11 protein-coding genes and 4 pseudogenes are annotated in these 16798 nt (G+C 40.2%); 7 read left to right on the top strand and 8 right to left on the bottom strand.

Going from position 1 to position 16798, the window contains the following annotated elements; translation table 11 throughout:
* Window positions 1–28: 28 nt before the first annotated feature.
* Both BN1356_RS12775 and BN1356_RS12770 read right to left on the bottom strand, forming a co-directional pair.
* Window positions 29–664 (bottom strand): annotated as a pseudogene (locus BN1356_RS12775) (ISL3 family transposase); the annotation flags it as partial.
* Window positions 662–1879, bottom strand: a pseudogene (locus BN1356_RS12770) (ISL3 family transposase); the annotation flags it as partial. The pseudogenes BN1356_RS12770 and BN1356_RS12775, both read right to left, overlap by 3 nt.
* Window positions 1880–2254: 375 nt before the next feature.
* On the opposite strand from BN1356_RS12770, the gene BN1356_RS01340 reads away from it, so the two are divergent.
* The 4 genes from BN1356_RS01340 to BN1356_RS01325 all read left to right on the top strand — a co-directional run bounded on the left by BN1356_RS01340 (window position 2255) and on the right by BN1356_RS01325 (window position 5753).
* On the top strand, window positions 2255–2581 hold the full coding sequence (locus BN1356_RS01340) for a PadR family transcriptional regulator (protein WP_093649643.1): 327 nt from the start codon (window positions 2255–2257) through the stop codon (window positions 2579–2581).
* The gene (locus BN1356_RS01335; protein ID WP_093649642.1) at window positions 2568–3152 is read left to right on the top strand and encodes a DUF1700 domain-containing protein; all 585 of its coding nucleotides are present in this window, start codon (window positions 2568–2570) and stop codon (window positions 3150–3152) included. Before BN1356_RS01340 ends, BN1356_RS01335 begins: the two co-directional genes overlap by 14 nt.
* The gene (locus BN1356_RS01330; protein WP_093649641.1) at window positions 3149–4198 is read left to right on the top strand and encodes a DUF4097 family beta strand repeat-containing protein; all 1050 of its coding nucleotides are present in this window, start codon (window positions 3149–3151) and stop codon (window positions 4196–4198) included. Before BN1356_RS01335 ends, BN1356_RS01330 begins: the two co-directional genes overlap by 4 nt.
* A gap of 640 nt (window positions 4199–4838) precedes the next feature.
* On the top strand, window positions 4839–5753 hold the full coding sequence (locus BN1356_RS01325; protein WP_093649640.1) for an aldo/keto reductase: 915 nt from the start codon (window positions 4839–4841) through the stop codon (window positions 5751–5753).
* 119 nt (window positions 5754–5872) lie between these two features.
* On the opposite strand, the gene BN1356_RS01320 is transcribed toward BN1356_RS01325, so the two are convergent.
* Both BN1356_RS01320 and BN1356_RS01315 read right to left on the bottom strand, forming a co-directional pair.
* Window positions 5873–6199: a hypothetical protein gene (locus tag BN1356_RS01320; RefSeq protein ID WP_093649639.1), complete on the bottom strand. Its 327-nt coding sequence runs from the start codon at window positions 6197–6199 to the stop codon at window positions 5873–5875.
* Window positions 6200–6209: 10 nt separating this feature from the next.
* Entirely contained in the window at window positions 6210–6635 is a 426-nt protein-coding gene (locus BN1356_RS01315) for a helix-turn-helix domain-containing protein (RefSeq protein WP_245620273.1), read from the bottom strand.
* Between the two features lie 273 nt (window positions 6636–6908).
* Here BN1356_RS01315 and aspS point away from each other — a divergent pair, with 273 nt between their 5' ends.
* From aspS to nrdI, 3 genes and pseudogenes are all read left to right on the top strand, one after another.
* Entirely contained in the window at window positions 6909–8657 is a 1749-nt protein-coding gene (gene aspS / locus BN1356_RS01310) for an aspartate--tRNA ligase (protein WP_093649637.1), read from the top strand.
* Window positions 8650–9591 (top strand): annotated as a pseudogene (locus BN1356_RS01305) (YitT family protein). Before aspS ends, BN1356_RS01305 begins: the two are co-directional and overlap by 8 nt.
* Before the next feature lie 12 nt (window positions 9592–9603).
* Window positions 9604–10071 (top strand): class Ib ribonucleoside-diphosphate reductase assembly flavoprotein NrdI, encoded by a 468-nt coding sequence (nrdI, locus tag BN1356_RS01300; RefSeq protein ID WP_093649636.1) that lies wholly within the window; start codon window positions 9604–9606, stop codon window positions 10069–10071.
* A 226-nt stretch (window positions 10072–10297) separates the two neighbouring features.
* Here nrdI and BN1356_RS01295 read toward each other — a convergent pair whose 3' ends face one another.
* The 4 genes and pseudogenes from BN1356_RS01295 to pulA all read right to left on the bottom strand — a co-directional run bounded on the left by BN1356_RS01295 (window position 10298) and on the right by pulA (window position 16792).
* Window positions 10298–12076: an oleate hydratase gene (locus tag BN1356_RS01295; RefSeq protein WP_093649635.1), complete on the bottom strand. Its 1779-nt coding sequence runs from the start codon at window positions 12074–12076 to the stop codon at window positions 10298–10300.
* 113 nt (window positions 12077–12189) lie between these two features.
* A pseudogene (locus BN1356_RS01290) lies at window positions 12190–12754 on the bottom strand (TetR/AcrR family transcriptional regulator).
* A 60-nt stretch (window positions 12755–12814) separates the two neighbouring features.
* Window positions 12815–14533, bottom strand: a complete 1719-nt coding sequence (locus BN1356_RS01285; RefSeq protein ID WP_093649634.1) for a GBS Bsp-like repeat-containing protein — start codon at window positions 14531–14533, stop codon at window positions 12815–12817.
* A gap of 201 nt (window positions 14534–14734) precedes the next feature.
* The gene (pulA, locus tag BN1356_RS01280) at window positions 14735–16792 is read right to left on the bottom strand and encodes a type I pullulanase (protein ID WP_093649633.1); all 2058 of its coding nucleotides are present in this window, start codon (window positions 16790–16792) and stop codon (window positions 14735–14737) included.
* Between the last annotated feature and the right edge of the window lie 6 nt (window positions 16793–16798).

Genomic DNA, 16798 nt, shown 5'->3' with positions numbered 1-16798 from the left:
TTGTCAACTGTAGTGGGTTGCTGAAAAGTCATAACCTGGAGAGGACCAACTTGGTTCTCTTCTTTTTGATGTTCAAAGCGATGAGAATTCTTAATTTAAAGTTGTCAAAGTTCCGGAAACCAAAGGCATTACGCTTAATGACTTTGATGAGGTTGTTAGTAGCGTCTAGTTTGGCGTTTGAATAGGGGAGTTCTAATGCGTTAATGATCTTGTCCTTATCCTTCAAAAAGGTTTTAAAAATAGTTTGAAAGATGGGATTTACGCTGGGAAGCAGCTCCTCAATGAGGTCAAAGAAATGTTCAGCTTGCTTCTTTTGAAAATGAAAAAGCAATAGTTGGTAAAGTTCATAGTGTTCTCGAAGTTCCTGCGAGTAAGAAAGTAGTTTTTTAAGAATCTCTTTGTTGGTTAAATGCATCCGAAAAGTAGGGCGATAAAAGCGTTTATCGCTGAGTTTACGGCTATCCTGTTGAATGAGTTTCCAGTAGCTTTTTAGCGCCTTGTATTCATGAGATTTTCTGTCAAACTGCTTCATGATTTGGATGCGCAGATGGTTCATGGCCCGACTCATATGTTGGACGATATGAAAGCGATCGAGGACAATTTTAGCGTTTGGAAATAATTTTTTAGCGATATCGTAGTAAGGACTAAACATGTCCATAGTGATGTTCAAAGCGATGAGAATTCTTAATTTAAAGTTGTCAAAGTTCCGGAAACCAAAGGCATTACGCTTAATGACTTTGATGAGGTTGTTAGTAGCGTCTAGTTTGGCGTTTGAATAGGGGAGTTCTAATGCGTTAATGATCTTGTCCTTATCCTTCAAAAAGGTTTTAAAAATAGTTTGAAAGATGGGATTTACGCTGGGAAGCAGCTCCTCAATGAGGTCAAAGAAATGTTCAGCTTGCTTCTTTTGAAAATGAAAAAGCAATAGTTGGTAAAGTTCATAGTGTTCTCGAAGTTCCTGCGAGTAAGAAAGTAGTTTTTTAAGAATCTCTTTGTTGGTTAAATGCATCCGAAAAGTAGGGCGATAAAAGCGTTTATCGCTGAGTTTACGGCTATCCTGTTGAATGAGTTTCCAGTAGCTTTTTAGCGCCTTGTATTCATGAGATTTTCTGTCAAACTGCTTCATGATTTGGATGCGCAGATGGTTCATGGCCCGACTCATATGTTGGACGATATGAAAGCGATCGAGGACAATTTTAGCGTTTGGAAATAATTTTTTAGCGATATCGTAGTAAGGACTAAACATGTCCATAGTGATGACTTTGACTCGGTTTCTCACCTGTCTGGAATAGCGGAGGAAGTGATTGCGAATGGTCGTTTGTGTTCGTCCATCTAGAATAGCTAAGATAGTAAGCGAGTCAAAATCTTGTGCGATGAAGCTCATTTTGCCCTTCTTGAAACTATATTCATCCCAGCTCATGTGAGCTGGGAGCCAAGTTAGGTCAGTCTTGAATTGGAACTCCTTGAGTTTGCGAATGACTGTTGAAGTGGATACGGCCAAGCATTCAGCGATGTCTGTCATAGAACCTTTCTCAATCAGCTTTTGAGCAATCTTATGGTTAACAATAGCTGGTATTTGATGATTCTTCTTGACCAGAGAAGTTTCTGCGACAGCTATTTTTCCGCAATCCTGACAACGAAAACGACGTTTCCTTAAACGAATTAAGGTCTTATATCCAGCACATTCCAGATAGGGGATTTTAGATTCTTTTTGGAGGTCATATTTAGCCATCTGACCATGACAGTTGTGGCATTTAGGAGCCGGATAGTCAAGTTTAGCGATGACTTCTTTATGAGTTCCAGCGTCCACATAATCTGAAATGGTGATATTAGGGTCTTTTATTCCAAGTAAGTTTGTGATAAAATCAAATTGTTCCATATGAGTCTTTCTAAAATGATGGTTTTGTCGCTTTTCATTATAGGTCATATGGGACTTTTTGTATACACTCAAAAAGGCTCCATATATGAGTCTTTCTAAAATGATGGTTTTGTCGCTTTTCATTATAGGTCATATGGGACTTTTTGTATACACTCAAAAAGGCTCCATAACCTCCATAGTGGTCTTACCCACTACAGAAATTATAGAGCCATTTTGTGAGAGTCCTATGGGCTCTTTTTTTGTACCTCAAAAATATCTTAAACTATATAATAAAATTTTGCATATATCAGTTGACTTATGGAATATAATGATATACAATTAATGTGCAAAAAATAATTATATGTCATTATTTGACATATAGAGGAGGTTGAATCTATGTACTTTCCAGTATCATCAACCTTGATAGAATTTCTGATTTTATCCATGCTAGACCGGCATGATTCTTATGGTTATGAAATTAGCCAGACTATTAAGTTGGTCACAAATGCGAGAGAATCTTCTCTTTATCCTATCTTGAAGAAACTCGTAATCGCAAGGTTTGTTACAACCTATAATCAGGAACATCAAGGCCGTCAGCGTAAATACTACGCCATTACCGAGGCTGGTAGGTTTCAGTTAATCTACTTAAGGGAAGAATGGCAAAAATATAAGAATACTCTGGATGGAATTGTAGAAGGGAGAAGCAATCATGACGCGGATTGAATACTTAGCTGAATTGGACAAATATCTAAAACGCTTGCCTCAAGTGGACTATGAGGAGGCTATGGATTACTTTGTAGAATATTTTGAAGAGGCGGGTCCAGAAAATGAAGAAACGGTCATTGCTGAGTTGGGAACTCCCAAGGAAGCAGCGAGTGATGTTATTTCAACTGTTTTGGGAAAGCATGTTACCGAGCCGAATAAGACTCCAAAGACCAATGCGACAATCATTGGGATGATAGTTCTGTCCATTTTTGCTGCTCCAATTGCTCTGCCAGTCTTAATATTCTTGATTTTACTCATGTTAGCCATCGTCGCGCTAGTTTTGTCGGCAATTATAGCAGCCTATCTATTGGGGTTGGCGGGTCTGGTTCTGGCAGCTATGACTCTCTTTGAAAGTTTTACTCTTCTAACCAGCTCTCTTTCGGCTGTCGCAATGGGAATTGGAGCTAGCCTTATGCTTTTTGGTGGAAGCATATTAGTCTGGATGGTTACCACCTTCCTGGCTCGTTTCTCTGGCAAAGGTCTTGTTCTTCTCTGGCAAAAAATGATACGGAAAGTGAGGACTGTATGATGAGCAAATTTTCCCAAAAATGCCTAAAAGTTTCAGTTATCAGCCTTTTTATAGGTGCTCTACTATTGGGTGCTGGTTTTGCAATGGGAGGGATTCAGGCTATTAAAAGCATTACAGCCCCACAGAAAGTGAGTGAGGTTTTTACTGATATTTCCGAGTTAAGAGTTAATACTTATCGCAACATTCATATTCAATCTGGGGATGTTCAAAAACCAACGGTCAGTTATTATAAAAAGAGTACATTTCTTTCGGATATTGAGCTGACAAAAGAAGGGGATCTTCTATCAATAAAGAATGTTGAGAAAGAGTTCGAAATGACTGGCTTGATTGAAGTCTTTGGCTATCTTCTTAATGAAAGCGGTCGTACGAGTGACTTTCGTGAAATTGTAGTGACCTTACCAAAGGATAAACCTCTTGAGGCTTTAACTGGGTGGAGCATGTGGATGCAGTTGACCAATCTTACCATTGAAAACATTGATTATCAAGGTAGTTTTACAGGAATTGTCAATTCTACTATTTCTAAAGGAAATCTACAAGGTTCTATTTCAGCTAATGACAGTAAACTAAAAGATGTAAAATTGAATTTATACTCAGATTATTCTCAATTTACAAACTCAAGTGGTGAAAATCTAGTTATTACAGATCAAAGTGGAGGTATCAACTTTAGCAATTCGACCTTAAAAAATATAAGTTATTCCGATGGTTCCACGGAAGAAGAAATCCAGAAAGAAGCTGAGCTTGCAGCATCAAGTAATGGTGAAGACAATTACTATGGATACGAATCACAAGTCACTATTGAAAATGTAAAACTTCTTGGAGAAAATCATTTCATGGCTTCCGCTATCAATATGGATATTAATTTGGCCGCAGATAGTAAAACTAACGTAGACATCCAGAGTTACGGGGGAGATATTCAACTCTCTGGTCACTATCAGGATTTGAAAAAAGTCAGTGAAAATACCGGGACAAGAGTTTCCCACACAGAAAAAGACGCTACGGGAAAGATTATTATCCTAAATAGCTATGGCAATATTTCCATGAAATAAGGAGATTTTCTCCTTATTTTTAGATTTAAACAGCCCATCCGAAGATAAATTGTTATTGATTTATTCGACGTGATCTTGAAACCTTACGGTGTGATGAAGAGTTTAAGCCAATCAACCTCAAAATAAAAGAGCAGATGAGTTTTCTCTGATGATTAACGATATAAAACAGGCAAGCGTTACTTTCCTATCATTAGCATGCTACTTCTTGGAAAAAACCAAGAAGTGGGAAGTTGGATAACTTTTTTCGTGTAAAACAATAGGAAGAGCCTCAAGTTATACTGCGACTGTCGCTTATGAAGGGTGTATGGTCAACCATTTAAGGTATGATGATGGGAAGTGAAAGACATGGTCTTGAAAGCGACAGATTATATCGATACGGAGAGAGAAAGTTATCTCAATGGATTAATCAGCCTGCAAGGTTTTGCTACATTGTGATGAAGATTCGGAAGTGACATCCTTTTCTGTAGATTCGTTTTTACCAGTCATTCTAGAGAAAAATCAGGATGATTAATAGCGATTGCTGAAGAGAGGTGGGTAGTTTTTTGAAAAGATTAGAAATTGTGGATGTGATATAAAAAAGGTAGCTCTTGGGAAAACGCTTGCCTTTGTGATATACTGGTAGAAAGAAATGGAGGACCTTATGAAACAAATTCTTGGAAGTACTGATTTGGAAGTAGCTCGTATTGCTCTTGGTTGTATGCGGATGGCAGATCTAGAAAGTACGGAAGCAGCGCGTGTTCTAGAAACGAGTATGAAAAAGGGAATGAATTTCTTTGACCACGCGGATATCTATGGTGGTGGACAATCAGAAGTTCGTTTTGCCCAAGCGGTAAAAGATTTGGGAATCAAACGCGAGGAGATGATTATTCAGTCCAAGTGTGGGATTCGAAAAGGTTATTTTGAATTTTCAAAAAGTCATATCTTAGAATCTGTGGATAATATTTTAGCCCGATTGAATACAGATTACCTGGATGTCTTGGCTCTACACCGTCCGGATGCCCTCATGGAATCAGAGGAAGTAGCTGAAGCCTTTCGTATTTTGAAAGAAACCGGAAAAGTTCGTCACTTTGGTGTCAGTAACCAAAATCGCTATCAGATGGAACTCTTGCAATCTTACTTAGATGAGCCACTAGTCGTCAATCAATTGCAACTGTCACCTGCCCATACACCGATGATTGATGCAGGTTTCCATGTCAATATGAAAGATGATGCAGCAACCATGCGTGATGGTGGCATCTTGGAATACTGCCAGCTCAATAAGGTAACTGTTCAGGCCTGGTCACCCTTCCAGATTAGTCTAGGAGCAGGCCTCTTTGCTGGTAATCCAACTTATCAGGAGCTTAATGATACGATTGCTCACTATGCAGAACATTATGGTGTGGCGGATGAAGCTATCATAGTGGCTTGGATTCTCCGTCATCCGGCAAAAATCCAAACTATTGTTGGTTCTATGAACCCTGAGCGCTTGGCTAAAATCGCTCAGGCACTTGATGTTCAATTGAGCCGTGAACAGTGGTATCACATCTATAGATCAGCGGGCAATATTTTGCCATAAAAAAGTATTAAAAGATCAATAGAAAAAGTCAATAAATTCGTTTTCCACCTATGGGAATCCTAAATTTATTGGCTCTTCTTTTTTTACCTTGAAGAGTTATTGTTATAGTCTTTTATTTTCTACCTTAAATAAAGAATGAGAGCGATGATAGTCATAGCAGCACCTACTAGTTGAAAAATGAGGGCGACCAGAGCTCGACCTTTGTAGCTTTGAAAGGCAAGAAAATCCTTATCCGACATGGTTTCTCTTTGGAAATTTCTTCGCTTGAGCAAATAGAGGATGAGTCCGTCACCTCTTTGACCAGTAGAGGCTAAAAATGCCCAAAATTTTGGGTGTTTGATACCGCGATAGTAGGCATCAATTTTGACCATTTGAAAGACTTGGGTCATCAGGTAGAAACCTGCCAGGATGGTTAAAGCGATACCGCTGATTAGAAAAAGTAACATGATTGACCTCCTAGATATGCTTAATAATTTGATAGAAAAGAAAACCTGTAGAGGCTAGCCAAATGATAGCACAGGCCAAGATGAGATAGATATTGCCCACAATAATGGCATTGTAAATAGTAAAGATGGTTAAGAGAAGGATGTTTAGACCGATTGCTAAAATGAGTTTGTGGTTACTGGCTACCACATCTGTACTCTTTGCTAGGTGTTGAATCATGGCTTGGTCTCCTTTGACTAGACTGTCCAGACTAATCTTATAAAAATCACTTAACTGAATCAAACTGAGAATATCTGGATAAGATTTGTTGTTTTCCCAGTTAGAAATGGTTTGTCGTGAAAGGAAGAGTTTTTCAGCTATCTGTTCTTGAGTGAGATTTTGAGCCTTTCTAGCCGCTCGCAATATTTGTCCGATATTGATATATTCTGTCATAATCATCCCTCGTTTCTATCTCCAGTGTAATGAATTTCCATGAACTTGTCTATCAAAATTTGCAGACATGGACTATTTTTCCTGTCAAAAAGTTTTGACAGAAGGAGAAAAGTAAAAAAGCAAGGTTGGCAAAGAAAAAACTCCTCCTCATGGGTGGGGTTTTTTGGTCCTTTCTGCTATAATAGTAAGGAATGAAAAAATATTTAAAACATTAGATGCGAAAGGAATAGGAGCCTTGAAAAGTAGACGCTTGCTTTTGTGAGGCTTGGTACTTTATTTATGAAACGTTCGATGTATGCAGGTCGTGTTCGCAGTGAGCACATTGGTCAAGAAATCACCCTCAAGGGTTGGGTTGGTCGCCGTCGTGATTTGGGTGGCTTGATTTTTGTGGACCTGCGTGACCGCGAGGGCATCATGCAGTTGGTCATTAATCCCGAAGAAGTTTCAAGCTCCATTATGGAAACAGCAGAGACTCTTCGTAGTGAGTTTGTCATTCAGGTGACAGGAACTGTTGCTGCGCGTGAGCAAGCTAATGACAAGCTTCCGACAGGGAGTGTGGAGTTGAAAGTATCTGACTTGGTCATCCTTAATACTGCTAAGACAACGCCATTTGAAATCAAGGACGGGGTGGAAGCCGCAGATGATACCCGTCTTCGTTACCGCTATTTAGACCTTCGCCGTCCAGAAATGCTCGAAAACTTTAAGTTGCGTGCCAAAGTGACTCACTCTATCCGTAACTACTTGGATGCGCTTGAGTTTATCGATGTGGAGACACCCATGTTGACCAAGTCAACTCCTGAGGGAGCGCGTGACTACTTGGTACCTAGTCGTGTTAGTCAAGGTCATTTCTATGCCCTTCCACAAAGTCCACAGATTACTAAGCAATTGCTGATGAATGCTGGATTTGACCGGTATTACCAAATCGTCAAGTGTTTCCGAGATGAGGATTTGCGTGGAGACCGTCAACCTGAGTTTACACAAGTTGACTTGGAAACTTCTTTCTTGAATGAGCAAGAAATTCAAGATATCGTTGAAGGCATGATTGCTAAAGTGATGAAGGATACAAAGGGAATTGACGTTACTCTACCATTCCCACGTATGGCTTATGATCATGCTATGAATGCGTATGGTTCTGACAAACCAGATACCCGCTTTGACATGTTATTGCAAGACTTGACAGCCACTGTCAAGAATGTTGACTTCAAGGTCTTCTCAGAAGCTCCTGTTGTCAAGGCCATCGTAGTGAAAGACAGTGCCGATAAATACTCTCGTAAAGACATTGATAAGCTGACAGAAGTCGCAAAACAATACGGCGCAAAAGGTTTGGCATGGGTTAAGATGACAGAAGGTAGTTTGGCCGGTCCAGTTGCTAAGTTCTTGACAGAGATTGAATCAGACTTGACAGCTACTTTACAGTTGGCTGAAAATGACCTTGTCCTCTTTGTAGCCGATATACTTGAGGTTGCAAATAGTACTCTAGGTGCTCTGCGTACCCGTATTGCCAAAGAGTTGGGGATGATTGATGAGTCTAAGTTCAACTTCCTTTGGGTTATCGATTGGCCAATGTTTGAATGGTCTGAGGAGGAAGGTCGCTATATGTCTGCCCACCATCCATTCACCTTGCCAACAGATGAAACAGCTCATGAATTAGAAGGTGAATTGGCCAATGTTCGTGCAGTAGCTTATGATATCGTTTTAAATGGCTATGAGCTTGGTGGTGGTAGCTTACGTATCAACCAAAAAGAGATTCAGGAACGCATGTTTAAGGCACTTGGCTTCTCAGCTGAGGATGCCAATGAACAGTTTGGTTTCTTATTGGAGGCTATGGACTATGGATTCCCACCGCATGGTGGTTTAGCCATCGGCTTGGACCGTCTGGTCATGATTTTGGCTGGTAAAGATAACATTCGTGAAGTCATTGCCTTCCCTAAAAATAACAAGGCATCAGATCCGATGACCCAAGCACCTAGCTTGGTTGCTTCGAAGCAATTGGAAGAACTAGCATTAACAGTAGAAAGTTATGATTAAACGAGCTCCCTTACCAAAACGAATCAAATATCTTGTGAAACGTTGGGCCAAAAAATTTGGCATCTTTCAGACCCTAAAAAGCATTTCAAGATAAAAATATGCAGAGAAATTTTCGGCTTCTCTCTTTTATGGCTTGATGTCAGCCATTGCTGTCAATTTTTTCTTTCAACCTGGCCATGTCTATTCTAGCGGAGCGACAGGTTTAGCTCAGGTTTTATCGGCTATTAGTGATCGCTATCTGGGTTTTACCGTCCCGGTCGCTCTGGCCTTTTACGCCATCAATTTACCTCTTTTGGTCTTGGCCTGGTATAAGATTGGACATAAGTTTACCGTTTTTACCTTTATCACGGTAACCATGAGTTCCCTCTTTATTCAACTGGTTCCTCAGGTAACGCTGACTCCAGATCCCCTCATCAATGCTATTTTTGGTGGTTTGGTGATGGGAACAGGGATTGGGTTTGGCTTAAAAAATCGGATATCCAGCGGAGGCACTGATGTTATTTCCTTGACCATTCGTAAGATGACGGGTCGTAGCGTTGGCAGTATTTCGTTGGTGGTCAATGGGATTATCATGCTCTTTGCCGGCCTCCTTTTTGGCTGGCAATACGCTCTCTACTCTATGGTGACCATCTTTGTTTCCAGCCGTGTTACGGATGCCCTCTTCACCAGACAGAAGAAAATGCAAGCCTTGATTGTGACTAGTCATCCTGATCGTGTTATCCAGATGATTCATAAGAAACTTCATCGTGGTGTGACCTCCATCAATGAGGCAGAAGGGACCTTTCAGCATGAGAAAAAAGCTGTTCTTCTAGCCATTATTACGCGGGAAGAATACAGTGATTTTAAATATTTTATGTCCAAGGCGGATCCCCATGCCTTTGTTTCCATTGCCGAAAATGTCCGTGTTATGGGGCGCTTTGTCGATATAGATTAGGATAGGAGAAGTATGAAGAAGATTTATTTGGTCTATATCAGCCTCAGTGGCAATACTCAGAGTTTTATTCGCCGATTGACCAGCTTTTTGAACTTCCATTCGAGCCTTGATCTTGATGTAGAAGAAATCCATGTCAAGGATTTGGTTAAAGAAGCAATCCCTTACTATGCTCTAGATGCTCCTTTTGTGGCTTTTTTACCCACCTATCTGGAGGGTGGAAATGGTCTAGACAATGGAGATAGGGAAATTTTGACCAACCCCTTGGGAGACTTCATTGCTTATGAGGGCAATGACAAACACTGTCTAGGCGTCGTTGGTTTTGGTAATCGTAATTTTAACCATCAGTATTGCTTAACAGCCAAACAATATGCCCAACGGTTTGGATTTCCTGTCTTAGATGAAGTGGAGTTGCGCGGCCTTAATCAAGACATCGAACGTGTGGGTCAAAAGATTATTTCCCTATTAGAAAACAGGATATAAAGTGGAAGAGAAAAATCTCATCCCAATAAAAAGCGAACAAAATAGAGTGTGCTGTTAACCAGTGACTCTATTTTGTTCGCTTTTTTTGCTAGGTAGTGGAAAGGTGAGGTGCTTGTATTGTCACTTTCTTTGAAATAAAAGTAGCTGTCTTTTATTTTTTCATAATGAGCTAACTTCTATCTGTAGTCAATCTATCTATATCATGTTTGATTGCTAGAGCATCAAGTTAATCAATGACTTGATAATGACGGAGAATGGTTTCAATATCGCTTCCCTTTATTTTTTGTAATACTTTTTTTAGAGCCATTTTTTGAACAAAACTCAACTCCATATCCGTTATTTTCGCTCCATCCCGTAATGCAACGGATGCATGGAGGAGGTCGCGTATATCATAGGTGCTTCCCCAGACCTCAGGAACGCCACGGTCGATCTCTAGCAAACTATAAACGGCTTCCATACCTGTACGAATGGAATACTCCGTCGTAAAAATAGTGTCGCGAGGAGTTTCGGCAAATTGTCCTAGAAAGGCGAAGTTAACAGCACCCTGTGGAACGACATCTGGACGATCTCCTTTTTCACGTGGCATAAAGAAAGAAGTAATATATGGCATCATACAAGGAACGGTTTTAGCATGAGTACTTGCTAGGATGTCAATCTCTTCAATCGGCACACCCATGTGATACAACCACTCCGCACAAATCTCTTTTCCGCTGCAATCACGCATTGGTTTCTTGATATAGTCTCCCTCTTTATCAGAGAAAAGTCCATAAACCCAGACAACTAATTCGTTTTCTTTTTGAGATTTAAATTGAGGTTGACGATTGACTGTCCAACTGAGAAGCCAACTTGAATCACGAACGGTTACAATACCACCTGTTACCACTTTACCTGAAAACGGGTCACGCTTACAAATCTTTTCAATATAAGCGGGTATTTTATGATCAAGGGTCGTGACAGTAGCACTCATCCAATTTGATTGTTCAGAATCATAACAGAATTTATCTGGGTGGCCAAAGGAATCATCCTGGGCAGCAATTTTACGCCACATATCCCAACCACCGCCTGATCGGATTTCTTTTTGGAATGAAGCGGGTTCATCTTGGCTACCATAGCTTGAGTTTTCAACACATCCCCCATTTGTAATAAAAACCAAATCGTTCTCTGTTAAGTCAATGGAATCCTTTTCTTCATTATGAATCAGTTCAATTTTTTTGGCAACTTTTTTCTTGTCTGTGCAATCAAAGAGAACATTAACCACCTTAGTATTGTAATGGAATACAACTCCAAAAGATTTGAGGTATTCTACCATTGGTAGGATGATGGATTCATATTGATTGTAACGAGTAAAGCGAAGAGCTGTAAAATCAGGTAGACCGCCGATGTGATGGATGAATCGTTTGAGATACAGCTTCATTTCCAGAGCAGAATGCCAATTTTCAAAAGCAAACATCGTTCTCCAATAAAGCCAGAAATTAGAATCGAAAACTTCATTATCAAAGACTTCATCAATTCGCTTATTGTAGAGTTCTTCGTTAGGTGTGAAAAACAATGTCATAATTTCAGTAGATGCCTTATCCGAAAGACCAAATTTATTTTCGGTGCGAGCATCTTGACCCTGATTTACAGTAGCACGACAAAGAGAAAAATTGGGATCCGCCTTGTTAAGCCAATAATATTCATCTAAAAGACTTGCTCCCTGTGTTTCAAGTGCTGGAATTGAACGAAAGAGATCCCACATACACTCGAAATGATTATCCATTTCACGTCCACCTCGCATCACATACCCAATATCACTGTACTGATAACCGTCGCAGGCTCCACCGGGGATAGGATCTTTTTCCAGAATGTGAACCTGTTTGCCGGGAACTTGTCCATCACGAACTAGAAAACAGGCTGCAGCTAGAGCAGCCAAACCGGAACCAATAATATAAGCTGACTTGTGATCTGCCCCTTCCGGTTTCATGGGCCGTGCAAAAGCTTCGTAATTTCCACTAGAGTAGTACATGTAAACAACCTCCGATATTTTTTCTTTAGTATAATTCCTTGAAGGGATGAATACTATAAACAAAAAAGCCCCAATGATAAAAAATTAAACATTTTGGGCTTTTTGTAAAGTTGCTAGGAACTTCTTTTCTTATAATGTTGGAGAGTGGTTAAGAGATGACCGTGAATCAATACTGAAAGTCGAGCGATAATTTCTTTGGGATTTTCTTTCATGTTTTTTTTTGATCCAATCTAGAAGAAAGCCAACAAGAGCATATTTATAAAAATCGACAATAAATTGCTTTTCCGCATCCCGAATATGAAATTCACAAGCTTTTTCATCTATAATAGACAGGATAAGTGGATGGGTGATTTGATAGATATAATTTTCAACTTGTTCACGACTGACGGAATGATAAACATTGAGAATAAAGGGTTTATTGTCTTGAACAGCTTCAAAAATATGAAGCAGTCCCACTTGCCAACTATCATAGTGCCCGTTTTCTCCTAAGGCTTTCTGCGCATCCTCCATACAAGCCCATTCAACCAAATCATAAATATCTTTGAAATGGTAGTAAAAAGTCATTCGACTGATTCCGCAATCATCTCCGATATCTTGGATGGTAATTTTAGGGACGGGCTTTGTTAGGAGCAAGTTTTTTAAAGATTCCTCTAAGGCTCTTTTAGTGGTTTGTGTCATAAGAAACTATCCAAATCGTTTTCTTTTATTATACCAAAAAACAAAAGAGTCGTTGATTTTTTAATGAGGATAGATATAGGTGGTGACGCCACTGGTAACTGGATTGAACCAACCCCGGTAGTCTCCAATGCTCATATTTCCTGCATAATTAGATTCTTGAACACGGATACGGCCACTACTGTCGATTGCAGTAACGACAGCAACATGTCCATATTGGCCTGCTGGCCAAACTGCGATGGCTCCTACTTGTGGTCTATTTCCTATTCTGAAGCCAGCCCTCTGTGCAGATGCGGGCCACTGGTTGGCGTTTCCGACCCAAGGAGCTACTTCCTTAGCTCCCCAAGTGCATTGGCCGATGGGATAGGTATTATTGGAAGAATAGCGATCACTATTACTTACCATCATGCTATAGGCACCCAAACCTTTTCCACCCTGATAGGCATGAACGTGGTATTTCCCAACTCCTTTGTGCTGGTTTAGTAGAATATCTGCTAAATAGGTTCGGTCTGCAGACTTTTTGGCGCTATACCATCTGAGATCATCCTGTCCATTCTCATCTGACCAAACAGCAAATTGTAGATCTTGATGATCATAAACATTGCTCAGTGTGACTTGGATATGCCCAATTTTGGCTAGATGTGTGCTGAACTTTAGTGGAAGTCTGGCCGATGTCAAATCGACTATCTGACTGGCATAACCAACGCGGCTACCATCTGTATAGGTCACATAGACATGGTTATGGTAATTTCCACTATGATTTTGTTGCTCCTGAAAATCGACAGCAACAAGATACTTGCCATTCTCTAAGCTGGCAGTACGCCATATGAGATTGGCCTGCTTCTCCATGGACCAGCTAGCCACCTCTACAGAACGAATCGGTTTGCTACTTGCTGTTTCATAAACAGCGACTTGGTATCTTCCATGAATGGCTTGCAGGTTTTCAAGAGCAATGTCTGGTTGGGGCTTGCTAGGAACATCTTGATTGCAAATCTGGATACTTGTATTGGTAACAAAATTTTGTCTTCCCTGGGTATCTTTAGTATAGACATGGATGGAATAAGCGCCTGTATTGAAGTGATGGTCTTTGAGGTAAACACGTAGACTATAGGTTCCGTCTGTTTGTCGTTGGGCTTTATACCATTTGATGTCATCTTGACCATTGACATTGGACCATGTGGGAACAAGGACTTCTTGAACATCCGGAGAGATATTATGAATGGCGATATCCAGTAGTCCAATTTGGTTAATCTTTGCTGTCATGCTAGGTGCTGGCCTGGTGATATCTATGGATATAGCCTGTAAAAAGATTGATTTTCCCTCGATGGTGATATAAGCATGAATAGAGTACCTACCAGCTTTAGAATCTACAAGGGAAATATCAGTCTGGTAATCTCTTGCACTGATCCATCTCAAATCATCTTGACCATTCTCATGAGACCAGATGGCATATTTAATTTCGAGATTTTTTTGTGCATTGGATCGTTGGTAGAAGATGGATAGGTTATTGCCGTTTTGCTGAGTAGTGATGATTTGATTGGCTTGGCTAGTTACAGCCGATTCGGTGACAGCAACTTTTGGTCTAGGATCCAAAGGTATGATTTCTTCAGATGTCTCTGTGGTTTCTAAGATGCTAGTAACTTCTTGATTTGACTCTGCTATTGTGGTTGTCAAGGGCAACTCAGTAGAGTTTTCCGTCTCCTGGGCAGCAATCAAGGAACTGTTGGTCAGGGTAGACAACAAGAGTGTAGACGATAACAATAGTGTAGAATATTTTTTCATTCATAACCTCCTACACAGTTTGTTCGCAAAAGGGGATTAAAAATGAAGTAAGCGCAAAAATAGGCTGGGAAAAACCGAATCCCAGCCTATTATATGAAAATGAAACACTTTAAAAAATGATAGAATCAAGGTTTTTTGATAAGGTGATTCTATGCTTTTTGCTCTGTTCTAGATTTTTTTGTCCTTTCCTCTTCCATCGGTTTATCTTTTTTCTTCAAGCAGAGTGCAGATGCTTTGGCCTGCAATGTAGAAAGTTTCTTGGGACTTATCCACAAGCGGTGGATAAGTAAATTGAACTTCTTGTTTTTCATTCTTGGTGTATAAAAAGTCCTGATGAGAAAAATTGATAATAAACTGGATAATTTGGTTGTCAGAATGAACTTCGTAACGAAGTACAAGTTCTGATAACCAGAAGAAATGACAGTTTTCCTGAATCTGACAATAATTGTCCTGAGACAGACTTGGGTGTGCCTTGCGGAATGCGATGAAATCACGAATATACTGGACGTGATTTTGGTAACGAAGCGCTCTGATCCAATCAACTCGGTTGATCGCATCGGGACTATTGTAGGTATTATCAATCCCATCCTTTTCTCTGAAGAACTCTTGACCACAGTGAATAAAGGACAAACCTTGGCTAATTAGAACCAATTGTAGACCAAAACTCGCTGCTCGTTTTTGGTCATGGTGGGAAATCTCAGGATTTTTAATTTTGAAATAATCATACATGGTCGCATTGTCATGGCATTCCAAGTAGTTGAGCGACTGTGTTGGACTGATGAAATGACTGTTGATACTACCTGCTAGTAAATCTTGAATCTTTTCTTGTTGCTGATGTTCGATAATATAAAAAGGATTGAGAAGAATTTTCTTGAAGGTATCACGATAGTCATCGTTGAAGAAGCTAATTTTTGTCAACTCATAAGCGTTGTACTGATGAGCTAGTTTTTGTGGTGGTAAGCCAGTAGGCATGGACCATCCTTCACCGTATAAGTAGATGCTTGGAAAGATGCTTGATAATTCTATCTGAATTTGGTGCATGGTTTTACTATCAAGGATTCCCATGAGGTCAAAGCGGAAACCATCAAAACCATATAGTTGCACCCAGTGTTTTAGAGATTGTTTGATATAATTGCGAACCATACTTCGTTCACTAGCTACGTCATTCCCACAGAAGGTACCGTCTGTTCGCTGATCAAACTCGTTGTAACGATAGAAGTAACCAGGGACAATTTTCTCAAACGCGTAGGTCTCAGCATGATAAACATGATTGTAGACTACATCCATAATGACGTTGATATCTGCATCATGGTAGGCCTGGATAGCTGCCTGTAACTCTAAGATACGAGCATAGGGGTCTCTTGGGTTAGAAGAAAAGGATCCTTCTGGAACATTGTATTGAACGGGATCGTAGCCCCAGTTATAGACTGCTTGAGGATGCAATTCATCGACACTACCAAAATCATAAAGAGGCATGAGTTGGATATGGGTTACCCCTAGGTTTTTAACGTAATCCATACCTAGGGATAAATTTTCGAGTTTTGGGGATTCATTTAAGCCCTTAAACTGGCCAGGATGTTGGAAGCCAGCTTCCTTTTGCCAAGAAAAATCACGCACGCTCATCTCATAGATGACAGCCTGTGACAGGGGGATATGGGTCTGGGATCGTGTGGGTTTAGCCAATCTGACTGGATTAATGACGATGCTTCTTCCGGAATTAGCCATGGATGAGATAGCATAGGGATCATGGACTTCCACCCATTGACCGTTGACACGATGAAGATAGTGATAAGCCTTACCATCCCAATCGCCAGGAAGGTTCATTTCCCAGACTCCATGTTCTTTTCTAACCAGGGGATAAGTAGAGTCCTCTAAACAAAGGATGACTTGTTTAGAAATAGGAGCCCAGATTTTAAAGCTTGTCTCACTTGGATGATAAGTTGCTCCTAAATCACTGCCAGAATAGGTATATTCTTGTTCAAAAAGGCTGCTACGGACGATGTGTCCATAAGCTAATTCAGCAGAATTTCGATCTTGGTCATAAATGAAATACTCTTCTTTTAAATTGAAACGATGAATGCTCTTTAAAAGATAGGTAACTGTTTGTGCATCTTCGATTCGTCTGTTAATAAACAACTCAAAGGCGGATTGATGGGATTCGATGGTAAAGGACATAAGGTCCGCATCGAAGCGTTTTTCCATTACCAACCGAATGGTTGCCGTATCATCTAGATAGGGCTGGAATGTTCTTAGGGCCATGGTACA

Origin of the sequence: Streptococcus varani, from assembly GCF_001375655.1 — a bacterium.
GTDB classification, from domain to species: domain Bacteria; phylum Bacillota; class Bacilli; order Lactobacillales; family Streptococcaceae; genus Streptococcus; species Streptococcus varani.
Note: the sequence above shows the minus strand (reverse complement) of the source record. Positions and strands in the feature narration are given on the sequence as shown.